Genomic DNA, 19,273 nt, shown 5'->3' with positions numbered 1-19,273 from the left:
TAGCATGATAGAACACTGCCTAATGCCGATTTTTATACAATCACGTTTACATGCGACCCAATTGCAGGGTTTGCCGAAACAGCAGGCATAGGCTGTGCCGCAGCTTGAATTAACGCTAAAGCTGCTTCACCTTGCATTTCTTGATGGTTTTTAGACAAAGCAACGGCATAAACTTCCGCTCCTTGACTAGCATCCATTTGAGGTAAGCTACTAGAGCCACCAATAGAAACACTCATCAATACCTCCATCAGTTTAAAAAACCGAAACGCACACACACGTTAAATAAAGCCGAAGAAATATAACCTTCTTTATTGAAGGATATAACACTCACTTCTTTATCAAATTGGTGTAGAATGCTCCACAAACCATATCGGCATAAATCAATATTTCTTTAATAAAATGCAAAAAATAATTGAACAATTAAACGAAAACCTTAAGCAACTTTATAGACAAGCCGTTGACGCAGATAACTTTATCGAGTCAATGCAACAGCAAGGTAAAGGCAAATTTTCTGCCGTATTTAAGCAAAGTAACTTATTTGAAGGCTCATCAAAGTACTTCAAGCCTTACGTTGCAGAGGTTGCTGCCGATGTATCAGCACTTGAACCTGCCAACGAGTTAGATAAATTAGACCAAGAAAAATTAGCTGTCATTGTTAAAAAATTAGAGTTATTACACAGCACACTCGCGCAATTTAAAACGGTAATAAAAGCAGCGAATTCATAGTGAACAAAAGAGATATTGTTACTCTTCCACAGAGTAACAATATTAAAAAAACGCCGACTACTTAAGATAGGTACTCGCAAAAGATTTAATCACTCAAAAAAATAAAAATTAACCTAAATATCAAAAACTTTCCTGATATCCTAGTGTAATTAGTCAGCAGTATTAGGAGTAACCCAGTGAAAATAGCACCGTTTTTTCTATTGATTATTACGCTAACCAGCTACCCAACTTTCGCTCTTGCTGATCATACAGCTGGTTCAACAACGTCTGAACAAATGGCTGCCTTCCTACAATTGCGCTCTAGCAACCCTGCACAAGCCATCGCGCTGGGCAAAAACATATTACCTACTCTCACCGATAAAGCAGACAGGGAAAAAAAGCTGACGCTACTTCATCATTTAGGGCGTTTATATTTTCAACTCGGCCAACCTAAACAAACCATAACGGTGAATAAAGAAGCCTTGAGTATCGCCGATAAGTCGCAAGATTTGAATGCAAAAGCACAAGCGTTAAATGATATTGGCATTGGGTATTATCAACTGGGTCAATACGATAAGGCATTAACTAGCTATCAAGACTCCTACCAGATTCGACAAACTTTACCTAATAAACAGAAAGTAGCCGACAGCCTAAACAATATTGGATTAGTGTATCGAGAGCTAGGCAAAATGGAGCCGTCATTGGCGCAATATCTCGCCGCATTAGAGATTTATACAGAATTAGATTTAACAATCGATATTGCTGATGTTCATACCAATATAGCTGGTATTTATTTAAAGCTGAACGACCTTGAGCGCGCATTAAGTTATTACCAAAACAGCTTAGCGATATTTCAGGAAATGGGCTATCAATCCAATATTGCAGCAACAATGGGCAATTTAGCTGTTCTATTCCAACGTATGGGCGACTTTCAGCAGTCTATCGACTTTTACCAGCGGGCGCTTAGAAAACATCAAGAGTTAGGTGAAACAGCCTTATCTTGCGCTACTCTGAATAATATGGGGGGGTATTATCTGGAATTGGGTAAAGCGGATGAAGCGTTAACCTACCTAAACACAGCACTCTCCATTGCGAAAAAATTTGAATACCAATCTATTCAAGCCAATATTACCCATAGCATAGCGGAGGCGTACCTACAGCTAAATCAATTAGATACCGCACTCAGTATGGCAAAAACGTTTTATTCATTAGCGCAAAAAGTGAATGATAAATTAGATATCGGCCACGCCTACGAGCTTTTCAGTAAGGTTTATGAGCAACGCGCTCAGCACGATCTAGCCTTAGATTATTTTAAAAAATATAAAACCTTAAATGATGAGGTTATTGCGCAAAAGCACTCGTTGCTAATCAATAACGAACGTGAGCGAATTAATAACGATAATTTACGCAAACTTTTTGCCCAAATGAAACAAAACAACATTGATTTAAAAAGCAGACATCAACAACAACTTAATACCCTTCAGCTGTGGTTAGTTGCGGCTGGCTGTTGCCTTATTCTATTGATATTAACGCTACTATTTAACCGTCGTAAGCTTAAATTTATTGCCGAAAAGTATGCAAATGTACGCAACCAACAAATAGCTGTTATCAATCAAAAATTACAACATAAACTCAATCAAGACATCATAACGCCATTACATACAATCGTGGCAAAGCTATACAATATTAAGCAGCAGCCTGACTTAACGGAAAATAGTCAATCATCACTTAACAACTTATACAGCGAAGCTGCTTACTACTCCTTTGATATTGAAAGCAAGCTTGATAAAGAGCAACTCAATAAACACAGCTTATATCTACAAAAACATACCTATAACTTGAACATGCTGCTAAAGGAAACGGAACAATTATTACGTTTTGCGTTGCCTAACATGACATACTCAATATCGTATTACATTGAGCCGAGCAACACCGTCATCTATGCAGATACCAAAAGAATTCAGCAAGTCATCTTTCAATTGTTAAAAAATGCTGTATTGCATGGCAAAGCCACCGAAATAACCATTTCGGCCAAGTATACACATCAGGAAGAATGTGCTCATAATAGCAAACAGCTAATGCTGACGATTGAAGACAACGGAAACGGTTTTGACTCAGCAAACGTGTTAGCACAAACTATAAAAATTGCAGAGCCTATTAACCCACTAAGTCACACAACACCATCACGTGCACACACACCGCACGCTAACGGCGGCCTAAACGTATGCCAAAACTTAATCCAGTTGCACAGTGGCACTTTAACCGTAAGCTCAATACAAGGTGAAGGCACTACAATTACAATTACAATTACATTACCTAATCACATCCTGTAATTGTACAAATGCCCATAACTAGCCTCGTTTTCATTGCTCAATTACAGGGATGAAAACACCTAAACTAGGCTATTTTTAAGAAAGTGTTCTACACTTTAATCACCGAAGAACATGACGAGTAGGTATATACCTATATTATGTGACGATTTTACTGCTAGCAGTTACAGTGGTGAGTATGTAGCAGCTGCAAAGAAAGTCTTCAATTAATATAGATATAATGCTTCATTGCATATTGTTTACGTAATATGTGTTAAAGGTAGGTAACATGTCGGCTGCATTTCCACTTACTGCATCTGTAGATATTGCCCTTGCTGATATTAATAGCAAACGCCGTTTTACGTCGGAAAATCAAAACAGCAAATTTGGCAACTTTACTAACGATATTGTAAACATCTCCTCATTAGCTCGGGAAAAACAACAAAACCAAGAATTTATAGACAAAGCGAACTCACCTGAATTTGGTACAGAGTCAATTAGAGTGACAACAACTATAGGCAAAAGTGATCAAAAAACAGGCCTAACAGAACAACAAGCCATTGAGTTATATAACGAAATTTCAAATTTTTTATAAACTTTCGCTCACTCTTTAGTGCAAATTAGTTCACGAACGAATATAGTTACGCCTATTTCGTTTCTAACCATTAGGGTTCATTGTTTATGCAAGTGTATACGGCTCGACAAGCCGTTTTTAATAGAAAAAAACGTGTTGTTGCATACGAGCTGTTTTTTAGAGATGGTGAGCGCAATAGCTTTCCTAACGTAGAAGCAAATGCAGCTACCTCTAAGCTATTGTTAGATAGTCAATTTAATCAAGGCTTAAGTAAACTTACCTCGGGTAAACCTGCTTTGATAAACTTCCCGGAAAAGGCTATTTTAGAGCAATTGCCTGCGCTACTTCCTAGCGATCAAATCATTGTAGAGCTACTAGAAGATATTTCCCCTACTCGTGAAGTATATGAAAGCTGTCGTTTACTTTTCCATAAAGGTTATAAACTGGCATTAGATGACTTTCAATACACCGATAAATGGAAACCGTTTTTTAAGCTAACTCGCTTAGTTAAAATTGATATTCGGGAAACGCCACTGGATGAGGTAGGAGATTTAGTAAAAGAACTAAAAACCTACAAAAAAATGAAAGTGCTGGCTGAAAAAATAGAAAACTATGACGAGTTTGAACAAGCCAAAGCCATGGGCTTTGATTTTTTTCAAGGGTACTTTTTTTGCAAACCTGAAATGATAATTAAACGAGACATCGCCATCAACTACGCAGTCATTATGGCCATGTACCGAGAAGTATTAAACCCCAATTTTAACTATGAATCCCTTTCAAAGTATTTTGAACAAGATACATCATTATCGTTTAAATTATTCCGCTTTATCAATTCTGGGTTATTTTCAATCCGACAAGAAATAGGCTCAATTAAACAAGCGCTCGTTTACCTAGGGGAGGCTCAAGTAAAACGCTTTGTGTGCCTAATCATCACCGCTCATATCGCCCAAGACAAACCAAACGAGCTAACCAAAATGTCGATTATTCGCGCTCGCTTTGCCGAACAACTCGCACATGTAAGTAAGCCCGATCTTGCTGATCACGCCTTCTTAATGGGACTATTTTCACTTATCGACGCTATCTTAGATCAGCACATGCCCGACTTATTAGACACCCTACCACTCGCAACGGATATCAAAGACGCCTTGCTCGAATCAGGCAATGTACTGTTTCCATTTTTAGCAGTGATAAAAGCTTATGAGTCAGCAAGCTGGACAGCCATGCGTAAAGCCAGCGCAAAGCTAAGAATAGAGCAAGATATTTTGCCGGGGTTATACCAAGAAGCCATTGAGTGGGCGGATACATATCAGGATATAAAGTAATTGTGCTCAATTATTTATTAGTACTAGATTGTTAGAAGGCACTTAACAACAAAGCCCCCCTCTATTTTCATAAAAATTTCTATCTCATCATTGGGTTAACTTACATTATTCTTTTGTTATTTATAATTTTTAACCCAATCAACCTTCATGCCGCCAGATCATTGCATAAATAATAAAGCTGTATTCTTATTAATAACATAGAATCATGTCTGCACGCTTAGGTATTAATGAACTCTATTTCCAATATGGCTTGATTGCCAGTGGGAGGAAAATATTCTAAAACGCGACACTGGCACATATTTCTTTTCGCCCTTAGCGTATCAATAAATTGATATGCATTATCTTCATTAGAAAATGTAAATTCGGTTAAACAAAACCTTTCACGACATTGCAACACTAATATATCGTAATCTGAATGGGGAAAATAAGTTGAAAAGAGTTCAGTCGCATTGAGTTCTGCATCAAAAGACCAATCACCATAACTATCCGCCTTATTCAAGTAGTCTAATCGCCTGTTGTAAACATTGCCCGGATTTTTTCTAAGCTCACCAAACTCTTCAACACTGATTTTTGCAAAGTCCACTCCGCCATCGTATTTTATCGGAACATAAAAGTACTCATTTAACAAAATTGCGCTTTTACTTTTTTTATATTTAGTTAAGAGTTCTTCATATTCGTCAGTATTCTCATCTACATAAAAGTGAGAAGAGAACTCCTCCTTTTCACGCTCAGAACTTGGGGGGCTTTCTTTAGTAATATGATTACCCAGCTCTGGGCTCTTTAAGTGAACCGAGCTATTCAGCAGCTCATTGCTCGAGTCTTTAATTTGGTCATTACTCGAATCTCTAATTGAGGCATTACTCAGATCATGTTGAACTTCGACTCGTCCATATTTTGAGGGGTCAACCTTGATTTTCACCTCATCCACCAACACTTCACCACTTTTATAATGTTTATAAGCGAAGAAAACCAAAAACAATGAAATCAATATCAACCCAAACGCTTTCCTAGCTCTCGTCATAAATAAAGTCCCTCAATAATATAAAAATAAAAAAATCATATTTTACAACATTATGAGCTGCTTTAACCAAGCTTGGCACTTTAATAATGGAATATTACCCAATTGTTAAAGTATTAAATGGCAAAAGTACAAATAGACATGACACGGCTAAGCTTAGTATGAAGCTTAGCGATAGAGGAGCTAATCAGGTGGCCAAATTAACTATGCCACTACATATGCCATTACATGTTGACCGATCGCCAATTAGAATATGAACAAAACCCCTAAAGAAAAGTGTCTTGATTTAGTGAGAAGAACATTAGAAGGTGATGTGGGTGTATTAGACTTTCCGCTTGAAGTAACTAAAGCAAACTTTAATCGTTTACCTCTAAGTAATATCAGACGCACAATATCCCTCATTAAAGAGCAATAAAAAATGGTTATATCCCATTAAGCTTGGCTGAATTTCACTGTTTATTTTAATAGATTTGTACTTAACCCCAGATCGGTTTAAGCCACGATCATAGAATTAAGCTCTGAGTCAGTTAAATTAAGGCTTGGCTTATTGTCTTTAAGGCAGTAAGCCACTAATCCTGCCATTAAGTTCAACATAAAACCATTCATACTGCGATGTCTGGAGTGTTCAATTTGGGAGATATTCTTTAATTGGTCATTAATAGTTTCAATAATAAATCGCTTAGATAGCATCGCTCTGTCCCATAACGACATCGCTTTGGCTTTCATATTCTTGCGAACGGTAGTAATTAATGTCACCCCTTTTTCAAACAACGAAGCTTCCAGTGCTTTGCTGAGATAACCTTTATCTCCGTACAATTTATCTGTCAAACCAGCAGCTAGCTCTTCGACTGGTTTAGTATCATGAACGTTGCCTGTGGTGACTTTGGCTGCAACGATCTCTCCCCGATAATTAACGATAAGGTGAAGTTTGAAACCATAAAACCAGCCCATCGTCGATTTCCCTCGCCTTGCTATACCATTAAATGTTTTATGTCTGGGAATTCGAATATTATGACAAACGGTTAAAGTAGTGGAGTCAATGAACTCAATGCCTGTAGGCTTACCTTTAAGTGAGGTGAAGTACGCACACATTGGCACTATTGTTCGCGGCATTAGCTCTAAAAAGCGTGTATAACTAAGCAAATGTGGAAATTCTTCTCGACAAAAGCGACTGACATGACCAGTGTAATAATTTTTAAAATCTCGGTAATGGGACATGTGGAAGCCAATGATAATTGTCATGACTTCACTCATCGTCAATCTACTTCGACGCTTACGTTTTTGTGTGCCGTCTGCAATCAATTGCTTTTCCCATTCGGGAATAAATACTTTGCAAAAATCATCGACATCACAGAAGAGTTCAACTAATTTATTCATGCCTGTTCCTTTTTTGGTCACTTTCTTTTTTGGTCGAAAGATCTGATCGTGGAGCAGGCATTTAGTTCCTTAAATTTTCAAATTCTTATCCCGAGTTGGGGTTACTTAGGTGCTTCTGTCGACTTCCTCGACTGATTTTACTGCCAGCGTACCGGACAACTTGCCGCTTTCACCATGGCTCTAAAATAGAAAGGTGGGCTATATAATTTTTACCAATTGATAATTTAAAAGCGAGGGAGTAATCTTTTTGTGCTCTTTTAGATATTTGTTTCATCACATTCTCCAAATTTTAAGTTGGAAAAGTGACATTCTTATTTAGGACGGGGCAATGGACACAAAAAAGGCGCTAAATTAGCGCCTTTTTTATAATTATTGAGCGACGGACTACATCATGCCGCCCATGTAGAGGTTAACCATTTGTTTTAATTAAAATAGATACATGGGAAATTATGGTGATACCCCACTTTATACCCCAGCAAACCCAATACTTAACTTAGCATATTGATTAGTAATCATATGCCTATAGACTAAAAGCAAAGTAATATTGCTATAACAGTACACTAATATTAATTCCTACGGGTTGATCTCTTCAGGGTAAGCTTTCACCCAGTCAACTTTCATGCCACCTAACAAATGACCGTCACTTGTAGTTCCATCTTCCAGTGTGTGCTCAGTTGGTAACTCATGGTTTGCGTCTAGCTCACCACCAATAACTGCACATAATCTGATTTGATCGGTAACAGAGCCTCCATAATAATCTTTACCAACCTCTACAGACAGTTTAATCTTAGCAGCATCAAGTATTGTTTGGGGTCCACCACTAGTCATTTCGTTATGAGAGTATGCTGCTCTCTGTACATTTTCTGTCTCGTATACTGGCTCTCCCTCACTATCTACTTTCGGCATACCATGTTCGTCTATTGCTTGAATTTTATTACCAGCCGGATCTAATTTAAATACTGTAATCCAAATTTCTGAAGGAGTGCCATCTCTTGATTGAAGATAAGTCATATCATCACCCGTATCGAGCCAATTAACACCAAAGACATGACCATGTTCAAAACTATTTTGTTTTTGTACTTCAAAAGCAAGTGTCCCCGTAGCATTATCTTTATTGTCGGCCCCTCGAGCTAAGCAACTTGATGCTGCTTTATAAAAACCTTTCTCAGGACACTCTAAAAATCGACCATCATGTGTATGTACCGTGAACTGGTGTGTCCTATGCCATTTATCTGCCATAGGTATATACTCATCAAGATCAATCTCTTGTCCAATTGTGTTGGGAGTTATCCAATCCGAGTCTATCCATACTGCGCTTTGCGTTCCAAAAACTCTTTGATAGCTAACTTTTGCGTAAAACTCACCAAATGTATATTTATTTTTGGACTCAACAAATCCAGAAGAAAGAATATAATGTTTGTCAGATATAGCAGGTTCGGGATATTGATTAGGGTAAAGTTGACTAGCATTACAGGTTAAAAGCCCTAAAGCTGGATCTGTTGTTTCTTTAGCTAAAACTTTTAGGAATAGTTCACCATTCGGAGTAATTTCCACAGAGTTTTTTGTGTAATAACCTTTACTCTCAGCCCTATAACAACTTGAAGAAACATTTGAAATGTTTTCACAGGCATAACTGCTATAGTTCCAATCTGCCAACAAGCTACCCAAAGAAGAAAAGTCACTCTCAATTAATTTGGAACGCTTTGGTTCTACAACACTTTTGACTTGAGTGCCACATGAATTTGAAGGGTAAGCGCTACCTGAAATACAACCAGTAACATCAAATTTATAAACCTCACCGTTTGCTTTATCAGTGAAGTTATAGCTTGTACCTGTTGTAAAAAATTCATCTTCAAAAGAGAAAGAACCATTCTTTAAACTATATTGGCGAACTCTATATTCATCAGCATTAGAAGCTGCACTCCAAGTTAAATTAATATCCCCCCACTCTGGAGTTGAGTAATTAAGGTTAGATACTCCACCAAGATCTAAGCGCCTATCTTGAACACTCACAGAGCTAAAAGTTGAAACACATTTAGTATCGGAGGTACAGCCGTAAATAGAATATCTGTAGCCATCCTGATTATTGCGCTCGTTGAAACTAAAATAAGTGGTTGTAGTATATGACTCGCCCTGCCAACTAGCTGAACCGCCAGTATATTTATATTCGTCTATTCTATATTTAGTAGCACCACCAGCTGGATGCCATGTTAACTTGTGGCTACCAATACTGTTTTGATATTCAACGTCAAAGTTACTCGCTTTACCTATAACATTAATTTTAAAATTAAAAGTATTTGTTACTAACCCTTCATTATCTTTATATCTCACAGGAATAGTTAATACGCCAGTAAAACCAATCGTCGCAGTGATTCTATTGCCAGATACAGTGTAATTTGATCCTGATGAAATAGAATGAATACTATGGCTAGAACTATCTGGATCTGAAATATTGATACTACTCGATGAGAAGGTATATCCCCAGCCAGCAGGAAGAGCAACCGTACTCTTCTGACTAGTTATCGTTCCAGCAACACCAACAACCGTGGTACAACTTTGATTAGACCATCCAGACCAACTACCATTATAAGTAGCAATAACTCTAAAACAGTTGAGGCCTTTATGCGGAAAAGAAAGGTTTGCACCATTGGTTAAGTTGTAATAAACACCTTCCCTTGTCCATGCTCCGTTACCTACTTTCCGTTCCAATATATAGTAACTTATAGGGCTGATATGATTCCAGTGCAGCCATTTGGAACTATTAACAGTTTTTGTCGATGGCAAGGCATTCAAGCTAGGCGTTTGAACTGCCTCAACAGAAAACGAGGTAAGTATTTGTAATATGAATATTAAACAAACCGCTGATATTTTATTGAACATGTAATTCTAAATCCTTATAAATAATGTATTGGAAGGAAGAAGTTTCGCATGAGAAATGAGTGGGAATTATCAGCAATACAAACTTCCTTGATAAGACAGAGCTAACGATTAGAAATCGAAGGTATATATATAAAAACACTTTGTAAATATCTTTTCATTGCATTAAGTGTTTAATTACATAAATTATTTTAAGCCATGACTTTTGGCATACTTTTGAACACAAAAAAGCCCGAGCATTTCTGCTCGGACTTTTGTTCATTGAGTGTCAGGGAGACAAATAGAGTTAAAACTCTATTACATCATTCCACCCATGCCGCCCATTCCACCCATGCCGCCCATATCAGGCATTGCAGGAGCTGCTGATGCATCTTGTGGTGCATCTGTAACCATTGCTTCTGTTGTTACCATTAGGCCAGCAACTGAAGCGGCAAACTGAATTGCGCTACGTGTTACTTTAGTTGGGTCAAGGATACCCATTTCTAGCATGTCGCCGTAAGTGTCGTTGCCTGCGTTATAACCGTAGTTACCTTCGCCTTCACGTACTTTGTTTAAGATAACTGACGCTTCTTCACCGGCATTAGATACGATTTGACGTAAAGGTGCTTCCATTGCACGTAGTGCAACTTTAATACCGTGAGTTTGGTCTTCGTTGTCACCTGTTAAGTGAGCAATTTTTGCAGCTGCACGTACTAGTGCAACACCGCCACCAGGTACTACGCCTTCTTCAACTGCTGCACGTGTTGCATGTAATGCATCTTCTACGCGTGCTTTTTTCTCTTTCATTTCAACTTCAGTTGCAGCGCCTACTTTAATAACCGCTACACCGCCAGCTAATTTAGCTAAACGTTCTTGAAGTTTTTCTTTGTCGTAATCTGAAGTTGCTTCTTCAACTTGGCCACGAATTTGTGTTACACGTGCATCGATTGCCGTTTGTTCACCCGCACCGTCGATAACTGTCGTGTCGTCTTTTGTGATGATAACGCGCTTAGCCGTACCTAAGTCTTCAAGCTGAGTTTTTTCTAGCTCAAGGCCAATTTCTTCAGAGATTACTGTACCGCCAGTTAAAATTGCGATGTCTTGAAGCATTGCTTTACGACGGTCACCAAAACCAGGGGCTTTAACAGCTGCAACTTTAACTATGCCGCGCATGTTATTAACAACTAATGTTGCTAGTGCTTCACCTTCAACATCTTCAGCAATAATTAGTAGTGGCTTAGACGCTTTTGCTACACCTTCAAGAATTGGTAGTAATTCGCGAATGTTAGATACTTTTTTGTCTACTAGTAAAATGAATGGGCTTTCTAGCTCAACGTTTCCATTTTCACTGTTGTTGATGAAGTATGGGGAAAGGTAACCGCGGTCGAACTGCATACCTTCAACTACGTCAAGTTCGTTTTCAAGCGCTTGACCTTCTTCAACTGTAATAACACCTTCAGTGCCTACTTTGTCCATTGCTTTAGCAATGATTTGGCCTACGTTGATGTCTGAGTTTGCAGAGATTGTACCTACTTGCTCAACTGACTTGTTGTCTGAACAAGGTTGAGAAAGTGTTTTTAATTCTTCAACAGCAGCGATAACGGCTTTGTCGATACCGCGCTTAAGGTCCATTGGGTTCATACCCGCAGCAACCGCTTTAACACCTTCGTTCACAATTGCTTGTGCTAATACAGTTGCAGTAGTTGTACCGTCGCCAGCTTCATCATTTGCTTTAGACGCAACTTCTTTAACCATTTGTGCGCCCATGTTTTCGAACTTGTCATCTAGTTCAATTTCTTTAGCAACAGAAACACCGTCTTTAGTGATTGTTGGAGCACCAAATGATTTGTCTAATACTACGTTACGACCTTTAGGGCCTAATGTTACTTTTACTGCGTCAGCTAAAATATTTACGCCAGCAAGCATTTTTACGCGAGCGCTTTCACCAAAACGAACGTCTTTAGCAGCCATTTTAAAATCCTCTATCTAATTCAAACTTATATTTATTGCTTTTGGGTCAGAAAATCGAATTAACCTTCGTAAACACCTAAGATGTTGTCTTCTCTCATAATTAGTAGTTCTTCACCGTCTAACTTTTCAGTTTTTTCAATGTAAGAACCAAATAAGACTGTATCACCTACTTTTACGTCTAATGCTTTAGTGTCACCGTTTTCTAAAACACGGCCATTACCTACAGCAATAACTTCACCCTTAGTCGATTTTTCAGCTGCGGCACCAGTTAATACAATGCCACCAGCAGATTTAGTTTCTTGCTCTAAACGCTTTACTATTACACGGTCATGTAATGGACGGATATTCATTTATTCAATCTCCTAGTTTAAGTTTGGAATTAACCAAAAATTGGGTTCTTTATTAAGTTGATAAAGTAAATGGGGGTTAGTTTTGTGATCCCAAGAGATCACAAAGAAATTTTTAATCTTTTCTTTCGAACTCGCCTTCTAAGGTAGCAGGCTGCTCTGGTTGAGCTTTATTTTCAGAGTTAACGGTGTGGCGCTGGTGCTCGGCAGTATGCTGCTGGAAGTGGCCCGACATGCCACCCGACATGAAGGTAAAGCCTTGCTGGCCGGTTGCGCCCATCACCATATTTTTCTTTAGTGCATCGCCTAACCGTTTTCTAACTGGAGGGGTTAGTAGTAAAAAGCCGATAACATCTGTAAATACACCGGGTGTAACTAAAAGTACTCCGGAAATAAGAATACAAATACCGCTAAAGATTTCATCGCTTGGAATTTGTCCTTGCGCCGCTTTTTGCTGTAAACGTTGAATCGTTTCTGTGCCTTGCGACTTAACCAATTTTGCTCCTACAAATGCCGTTAACACAACCAAAGCAATGGTTGCAAAGCCACCGATTACGTCACTCAGCTGGATAAGAAAAGCAATTTCAACAATAGGAATCACCAAGAATAATAAAAATAATACTTTAAACATGAGATGAGTTTTATTCACTTTTTATCTAGAAGTTGAAATTTAAATGGGGATAATGAGGTCTTAACTCAACCCTGTAATATGCAACTATTAACAGAGAAAAGTAACTAAATATGTCCAAATTAGGCACATGCTAACTTAAAGAGGATTAACATTGCGTTATGTTAACTATTAGCCAACACCAACATCAAAATACTTATGCCATTGTGCTGTGTACTTGTGGTTCCGAGCATGCCGCCAATACCCTAGCCCAACAGCTAGTTGAGTTGAATTTAGCAGCCTGTGTAAACATATTGCCAAATATACGGTCAGTATATAAATGGCAAGGAAAGGTAGAAATAGCGCAAGAAACACAGTTAATTATCAAAACGCTGGTGAGTAAGTTTCATTTATTAGAAAGTGCAATTAAGCAACATCATGATTATGATGTACCAGAAATTATTATGTTACCCGTTGAAGGTGGCAGTGACGATTATTTAAGCTGGATCAACCAGTCATTAGACACAAACACTGTTGACAGGTAACAATGTTAAAAAGTAACAGTATGAATAAGTGATACTGCCTACTGCTCTCTAACTATTTAATGTTTTAACAAATAAAAGTTTGAAATAAACCTATGAAGATAAGTCGTACGACATGCAGTACCGATAAAACACACCATCGTCTCTTTGATGCAGGACACTCTATGCAGCCGTTTTTTCGTTCTACACTATTTGTTTCCCTTATATTTGCGACTTTAATCGCGGCATTAATCACGGTTATTACCACACCTTGGCAAGTAGCACATGCCCAACAAAGCACCAATCAAGGTGCCAACATAACCCAAAGCTTTGACCAAACATTGGCTAACATTTTCAACGACCAGCCTGATTTTTTACCTGTTGATCAAGCATTTGTTTTTAATTTTAGACAAAAGAACGATAAGTTATTATTGATATGGGACATAGCCGACGGCTATTACATTTACAAAGATAAATTTGAATACGCGATCAAAGGCGCTGAAATGGGTGAAGCACAGTACCCGCCTTCGCGAACAATTACCGACGAATTTTTTGGCAAAAGCGATGTTTACTTTAACCAAGTTGTTATTACGGTTCCTATCAACAATGTAAGCAGTGCAGTAGCTGAGTTAAAAGTGCGCTTTCAGGGCTGTGCCGAAGCAGGCTTTTGCTATCCGCCAGAAAAACAAGTTGTTCCTATTGAAAAAATCACAGCAACACCGACTGTTAGTACGCTCGAAAGCAACAAAGTCAATCTTGAATCAAACAACAAACCTCAATTGGCTGAGCATGCCGAGCTTGCCGATAAATTAGCAAACAGCAACTTATTAGGTACCTTATTAATCTTTTTTATTCTTGGTATTGGTTTGGCATTAACGCCTTGCGTTTTCCCAATGTACCCTATTCTTTCAAGCATTATTGTCGGCCAAGGACAGCAGCTTTCATTGGCTCGTGCATTTTCATTGTCTATGGCGTACGTACAAGGTATGGCCATTACATACGCAGGACTGGGGTTAGTTGTAGCTAGCTTGGGAGTACAATTTCAAGCATATTTCCAACACCCTGCCGTACTTATTAGCATTAGCTTTTTGTTTGTATTGTTAGCATTGGCGATGTTTGGAGTATACGACCTTAGTTTGCCTGAAAAATGGCAGTCTAAACTAACGGGCATTAGTAATAAGCAAAAAAGTGGTAATGTCGCAAGCGTGTTTGCTATGGGCGCATTATCGGGATTAATTGCGTCACCGTGCACCACTGCCCCTTTATCTGGTGCGCTACTATTTGTTGCTCAATCTGGCGACTTAGTTGTCGGAGGATTAACACTGTATATATTAAGCTTAGGGATGGGCGTACCACTGTTAATTATTGGCACGACAGGTGGCAAGATATTACCGAAAGCGGGAAATTGGATGAATACCATCAAGCACATTTTCGGTTTCATTTTACTGGCAGTGCCACTTATTTTATTAGAGCGCATTATGCCATTTAATATCGTGATGGTATTTGCACTGCTATTAGCCTTGGCATTAGCAGCCTACTTGCACCACGTTCAATCTGGTTTGACACAAAGCAAAACTAAAACAGGGGTGTGGTTGGTCTCAATTATCTTAGTGGTATTTTCAACCACGCAACTGTTAAACAACCAGCCGCTTTTTGGTTCTACTAGTACTGTTGGCACATCAAGTTCAAGCCAAAGTAATCAAACCAGTAGCGCTATGAACAGCACGGATAACAGCCAAGATAAGACCGACGCAGCACACGGCGATATACAATTTATTAAAATTAAAACCGTAAACGATCTTAATCAGCAATTAGCCACGGCAGTGCAAAATGGTGAATATGTCATGCTAGACCTATACGCGGATTGGTGTGTTGCCTGTAAGGAATTTGAGAAATTTACGTTTAGTGATATCAATGTACAGCAGTCGATGAAAAGCATGCGTTTACTACATGCTGATGTAACCAAAAATGATGATGACGACATTGTATTAATGGAGTCTTATATGGTGTTTGGCTTGCCCACGATATTGTTTTTCTCGCCAGACGGGAAAGAAGTAACTAGCCATCGTGTGACTGGTTTTAAAGGGGCAAAAGAGTTCCACGCGCATTTGCAATCATTAAAGAGTATTTATTAACTTAAGCACAATATGATAGAAGTTATTTTCAAACATGTATCGGATTTTTTTGATGTAAAAGCTGTTATTGCACTGTTAGCTTTGTTTATTTCAATTTACCAAGTTAGTTCTAGTAGGAAGCATCACAAACTGTCAGTGAAACCTTATTTATGTGACTGGTTTCACCATGATGTAGACACGCTGAGTTTCAGTTTCAAAATTCAAAACAAAGGACTAGGAACTGCAGTAATAAGTGATTATTACATATCTGTAAATGAAGAAAAAATATCTACCAATAACTTGAATGAGTTATTAAAGGAAAAGCTAGGACTTGATTATAGATTGTTTATTTCAGAACTCTCTCAACAAAGCGCATTATCCAAAGATGAAGAAGTTTTCATTCTCAAGGTTGAACACACAAAACTAGAGATTGACAGCAAAGAACGTAATAAACAAATTAGTAATCTAATGAATACAGTAAAGTTTTTACACGATAACTGTAAAGTGAATATATCTTATGAATCTATCTATGGAGAAAAATTACAATATAAAACAATAACCATTCCATGGTAACAGGTAATATATTTCATTAAATACTAAACCACCTTATCCACTTCTTTCAATCACGTCTGATAAGACCAGTATTTTGCTGCTATTTTCGTTGATTTATCTATAATAAAGCGCAATTACTGTGATAAACGTTTATTTGTCTCAGATTTAATGATTTACTTAGATTAACGTTCATAAAAGTAATTCATTTTTTCAATTTAAAGGACAATCGCATCAGATGGCTACAAAATTTAATATTTTAGTGCTTCATGGCCCTAACTTAAATATGTTAGGAAAACGAGAACCCGCTATATATGGTAGCCATTCGTTAGCGCAAATAAATGAGCAGTTAACTGCGCAAGCTGCTACAGCTAATGTGCAATTAACTGCGGTACAAGCTAACGCTGAACACGTTTTAATTGAACAAATTCATCAAGCGTTTGAAAAAGTCGACTTCATAATAATTAATCCCGCAGCATTTACCCACACCAGTGTGGCATTGCGTGATGCAATGTTAAGCGTTGCGATACCTTTTTATGAAGTTCACATTTCAAACGTACATGCCAGAGAAGCATTTAGGCATCATTCCTATTTGTCAGACATTGCAGAAGGTGTCATTACAGGCTTTGGCGTACAAGGTTATCAATTTGCATTACAAGCAGCGATCGAACAGCTGCAAACAAAGAATAAATAATTTATAGGGCATATATTATGGATATTCGTAAAATAAAGAAGTTGATTGAGTTAGTTGAAGAGTCTGGCATTGCCGAACTTGAAATTACTGAAGGTGAAGAGTCGGTTCGCATTAACCGCCATAGCTCAGCCCCTGTGATGGCTCCAGCTACTTACGCAGCACCAATGCCTGCACCGCAAGCGCCTGCTGCTCCAGCTAGTGTTCCTGCACAACAAGCGCCAGCTGAAAGCGCGCCAGCTGCAAGTGGCGTTGCTGGCCATCAAGTTCGTTCACCTATGGTGGGCACTTTCTATCGCGCGCCAGCGCCAGATGCCAGCAACTTTGTTGAAGTTGGTTCACAGGTAAAAGTGGGCGATACATTATGTATTATCGAAGCCATGAAAATGATGAACCAAATTGAGTCTGATAAATCAGGTGTAGTAAAAGCAATTCTTGTAGAAAACGAAGACGCGGTCGAATTTGACCAACCTCTATTTGTTATCGAATAATCCAGAAAGTAAGGCTAATTGCCATGATAGACAAGGTTGTAATTGCAAACCGTGGTGAAATTGCGTTAAGAATTCTACGTGCCTGCAAAGAGCTAGGTATTAAAACAGTCGCAATTCACTCAACTGCAGATAAAGACTTAAAGCACGTACTGCTGGCAGACGAATCAATTTGTATTGGTAAAGCATCGTCTACCGACAGTTACTTAAACATTCCACGTATTATTGCAGCAGCAGAAGTTACCGACGCTGTTGCTATTCATCCCGGCTACGGCTTTTTAGCTGAAAATGCCGAATTTGCTGAACAAGTAGAAGACAGCGGTTTTATTTTCATTGGCCCTACCGCTGACACCATTCGCTTAATGGGTGATAAAGTGTCAGCAATTGAAGCAATGAAAAAAGCGGGTGTGCCGTGCGTACCAGGTTCTGATGGCCCGCTAGGCGACGATCCTGCTAAAAATAGAGCTATTGCCAAACGTATTGGCTATCCAATGATTGTTAAAGCTGCTGGCGGCGGTGGTGGCCGTGGTATGCGTGTAGTTCGTAGCGAAGACGAGCTTATTAAATCAATTCAAATGACTAAAGTTGAAGCTGGTACAGCGTTCGGTAATGACATGGTTTATATGGAAAAATTCCTAGAAAACCCACGTCACATTGAAGTGCAAGTACTTGCTGACGGCCAAGGTAATGCCATTCATTTAGGTGAGCGTGACTGTTCCATGCAACGTCGCCACCAAAAAGTAGTTGAAGAAGCGCCTGCACCGGGCATTACTCCGGAAATGCGCGACTTTATTGGCTCTCGTTGTGTACAAGCCTGTATTGAAATTGGTTATCGCGGCGCAGGAACATTTGAGTTTTTATACGAAAATGGTGAGTTCTACTTTATTGAGATGAATACACGTATTCAGGTAGAGCATCCCGTGACTGAAATGGTAACTGGAGTAGACTTAATAAAAGAGCAACTTCGAGTTGCTGCGGGTCAACCGCTTAAGTTGCGTCAAAACGATATTGTGATCCGTGGTCATGCTATGGAATGTCGTATAAATGCTGAAGATCCAGTGTCATTTATCCCATCACCTGGCCGTATTGACCGCTTCCACCCACCTGGTGGTTTAGGTGTACGTTGGGATTCGCACATATATGCAGGTTACAGTGTACCGCCGAATTATGACTCCATGATTGGTAAGCTAATTACTTATGGCGAAAACCGTGGTGTAGCCATTGCGCGTATGCAGCATGCACTTAATGAAATTGTGATTGGTGGTATTAAAACAAATACGCCATTACATAAAGATATTATGGCTGATGAGAACTTCCAAAACGGTGGAACTAATATCCACTACTTGGAAAAGAAACTTGGCTTATAATTGCTAAAAAAATAAGGCCTTAATTGGCCTTATTTTTTTGATTCTGTTTAACCGACTTTTGATACACTTCTTCAATCTCTTCAAGATTTACTGTTTGCTCGCATATCAATAAAATCTGCAATAATAGTTGCCCATCTACCGTGCCCTGTGAAAATTTGGAGCGCAAATTCGTGACTTTTTGCTTTACCCTAAAACGCCGCCATAGCTCATCTGATAAAAATTTATAATCAATGTTTGCACGTCTGATAAAAGCAGAAAGCCAAGTGCTTAGTGTATCTTTCCACTCTTGTTTAGAGACCATTAATACAGCTTGTAATTCTTGCGAAATATCTTCTGATTTTTTAGGCATATACGTTTTAATTATTAAGACCCAGTAAAAGTACGCACATAGTAACAGAAGATACTTTCTGTTCAATTTATTAATTAAAAATAATTATTATAAGTTAAATATTTTTAA

At 38.5% G+C, this 19,273-nt stretch carries 19 protein-coding genes; 11 read left to right on the top strand and 8 right to left on the bottom strand.

The window, feature by feature from the left end; genetic code table 11:
- Positions 1 to 32 precede the first annotated feature (32 nt).
- The gene (locus HUU81_RS03630) at positions 33 to 236 is read right to left on the bottom strand and encodes a hypothetical protein (RefSeq protein WP_199612136.1); all 204 of its coding nucleotides are present in this window, start codon (positions 234 to 236) and stop codon (positions 33 to 35) included.
- Between the two features lie 163 nt (positions 237 to 399).
- On the opposite strand from HUU81_RS03630, the gene priC reads away from it, so the two are divergent.
- The 4 genes from priC to HUU81_RS03610 all read left to right on the top strand — a co-directional run bounded on the left by priC (position 400) and on the right by HUU81_RS03610 (position 4,910).
- Positions 400 to 726: a primosomal replication protein PriC gene (gene priC, locus HUU81_RS03625; RefSeq protein WP_199610914.1), complete on the top strand. Its 327-nt coding sequence runs from the start codon at positions 400 to 402 to the stop codon at positions 724 to 726.
- Between the two features lie 176 nt (positions 727 to 902).
- Positions 903 to 3,038 (top strand): ATP-binding protein, encoded by a 2,136-nt coding sequence (locus HUU81_RS03620; RefSeq protein ID WP_199610913.1) that lies wholly within the window; start codon positions 903 to 905, stop codon positions 3,036 to 3,038.
- A gap of 265 nt (positions 3,039 to 3,303) precedes the next feature.
- Entirely contained in the window at positions 3,304 to 3,609 is a 306-nt protein-coding gene (locus HUU81_RS03615; RefSeq protein WP_199610912.1) for a hypothetical protein, read from the top strand.
- A gap of 86 nt (positions 3,610 to 3,695) precedes the next feature.
- Complete coding sequence (locus HUU81_RS03610; RefSeq protein WP_199610911.1) at positions 3,696 to 4,910, top strand: EAL and HDOD domain-containing protein; 1,215 nt, start codon at positions 3,696 to 3,698, stop codon at positions 4,908 to 4,910.
- A 217-nt stretch (positions 4,911 to 5,127) separates the two neighbouring features.
- Here the strand turns inward: HUU81_RS03610 and HUU81_RS03605 are convergent, their stop codons facing one another.
- Complete coding sequence (locus HUU81_RS03605; RefSeq protein ID WP_199610910.1) at positions 5,128 to 5,931, bottom strand: hypothetical protein; 804 nt, start codon at positions 5,929 to 5,931, stop codon at positions 5,128 to 5,130.
- A gap of 250 nt (positions 5,932 to 6,181) precedes the next feature.
- Between HUU81_RS03605 and HUU81_RS03600 the strand changes: the two genes are divergently transcribed.
- Positions 6,182 to 6,343, top strand: a complete 162-nt coding sequence (locus HUU81_RS03600) for a hypothetical protein (protein ID WP_199610909.1) — start codon at positions 6,182 to 6,184, stop codon at positions 6,341 to 6,343.
- A gap of 77 nt (positions 6,344 to 6,420) precedes the next feature.
- Here HUU81_RS03600 and HUU81_RS03595 read toward each other — a convergent pair whose 3' ends face one another.
- The 5 genes from HUU81_RS03595 to HUU81_RS03575 all read right to left on the bottom strand — a co-directional run bounded on the left by HUU81_RS03595 (position 6,421) and on the right by HUU81_RS03575 (position 13,110).
- Positions 6,421 to 7,305, bottom strand: a complete 885-nt coding sequence (locus HUU81_RS03595; protein ID WP_199610025.1) for an IS982 family transposase — start codon at positions 7,303 to 7,305, stop codon at positions 6,421 to 6,423.
- Between the two features lie 573 nt (positions 7,306 to 7,878).
- Positions 7,879 to 10,014, bottom strand: coding sequence for a fibronectin type III domain-containing protein (locus tag HUU81_RS03590; protein WP_199610908.1), 2,136 nt, complete (start codon positions 10,012 to 10,014; stop codon positions 7,879 to 7,881).
- A 465-nt stretch (positions 10,015 to 10,479) separates the two neighbouring features.
- The gene (gene groL / locus HUU81_RS03585; protein WP_199610907.1) at positions 10,480 to 12,132 is read right to left on the bottom strand and encodes a chaperonin GroEL; all 1,653 of its coding nucleotides are present in this window, start codon (positions 12,130 to 12,132) and stop codon (positions 10,480 to 10,482) included.
- 59 nt (positions 12,133 to 12,191) lie between these two features.
- Positions 12,192 to 12,482, bottom strand: coding sequence for a co-chaperone GroES (locus tag HUU81_RS03580; protein ID WP_199610906.1), 291 nt, complete (start codon positions 12,480 to 12,482; stop codon positions 12,192 to 12,194).
- A gap of 112 nt (positions 12,483 to 12,594) precedes the next feature.
- The gene (locus HUU81_RS03575) at positions 12,595 to 13,110 is read right to left on the bottom strand and encodes an FxsA family protein (RefSeq protein WP_199610905.1); all 516 of its coding nucleotides are present in this window, start codon (positions 13,108 to 13,110) and stop codon (positions 12,595 to 12,597) included.
- A gap of 158 nt (positions 13,111 to 13,268) precedes the next feature.
- Here HUU81_RS03575 and cutA point away from each other — a divergent pair, with 158 nt between their 5' ends.
- The 6 genes from cutA (at position 13,269) to accC (ending at position 18,816) form a co-directional block, all read left to right on the top strand.
- Positions 13,269 to 13,631, top strand: coding sequence for a divalent-cation tolerance protein CutA (cutA, locus tag HUU81_RS03570; protein WP_199610904.1), 363 nt, complete (start codon positions 13,269 to 13,271; stop codon positions 13,629 to 13,631).
- Positions 13,632 to 13,792: 161 nt separating this feature from the next.
- Entirely contained in the window at positions 13,793 to 15,742 is a 1,950-nt protein-coding gene (locus HUU81_RS03565; RefSeq protein ID WP_199610903.1) for a protein-disulfide reductase DsbD, read from the top strand.
- A gap of 12 nt (positions 15,743 to 15,754) precedes the next feature.
- Positions 15,755 to 16,294, top strand: a complete 540-nt coding sequence (locus HUU81_RS03560) for a hypothetical protein (RefSeq protein ID WP_199610902.1) — start codon at positions 15,755 to 15,757, stop codon at positions 16,292 to 16,294.
- A gap of 214 nt (positions 16,295 to 16,508) precedes the next feature.
- Positions 16,509 to 16,964, top strand: a complete 456-nt coding sequence (aroQ, locus tag HUU81_RS03555) for a type II 3-dehydroquinate dehydratase (protein WP_199610901.1) — start codon at positions 16,509 to 16,511, stop codon at positions 16,962 to 16,964.
- 17 nt (positions 16,965 to 16,981) lie between these two features.
- Positions 16,982 to 17,452, top strand: a complete 471-nt coding sequence (accB, locus tag HUU81_RS03550) for an acetyl-CoA carboxylase biotin carboxyl carrier protein (RefSeq protein ID WP_199610900.1) — start codon at positions 16,982 to 16,984, stop codon at positions 17,450 to 17,452.
- Between the two features lie 23 nt (positions 17,453 to 17,475).
- Entirely contained in the window at positions 17,476 to 18,816 is a 1,341-nt protein-coding gene (accC, locus tag HUU81_RS03545; RefSeq protein WP_199610899.1) for an acetyl-CoA carboxylase biotin carboxylase subunit, read from the top strand.
- 19 nt (positions 18,817 to 18,835) lie between these two features.
- Here accC and HUU81_RS03540 read toward each other — a convergent pair whose 3' ends face one another.
- On the bottom strand, positions 18,836 to 19,165 hold the full coding sequence (locus HUU81_RS03540) for a DUF6471 domain-containing protein (protein ID WP_199610898.1): 330 nt from the start codon (positions 19,163 to 19,165) through the stop codon (positions 18,836 to 18,838).
- Positions 19,166 to 19,273: the final 108 nt, after the last annotated feature.

This window comes from Flocculibacter collagenilyticus, assembly GCF_016469335.1.
In the GTDB taxonomy this organism is placed as follows: Bacteria; Pseudomonadota; Gammaproteobacteria; order Enterobacterales; family Alteromonadaceae; genus Flocculibacter; species Flocculibacter collagenilyticus.
This window is presented reverse-complemented; position numbering and strand designations above follow the sequence as displayed.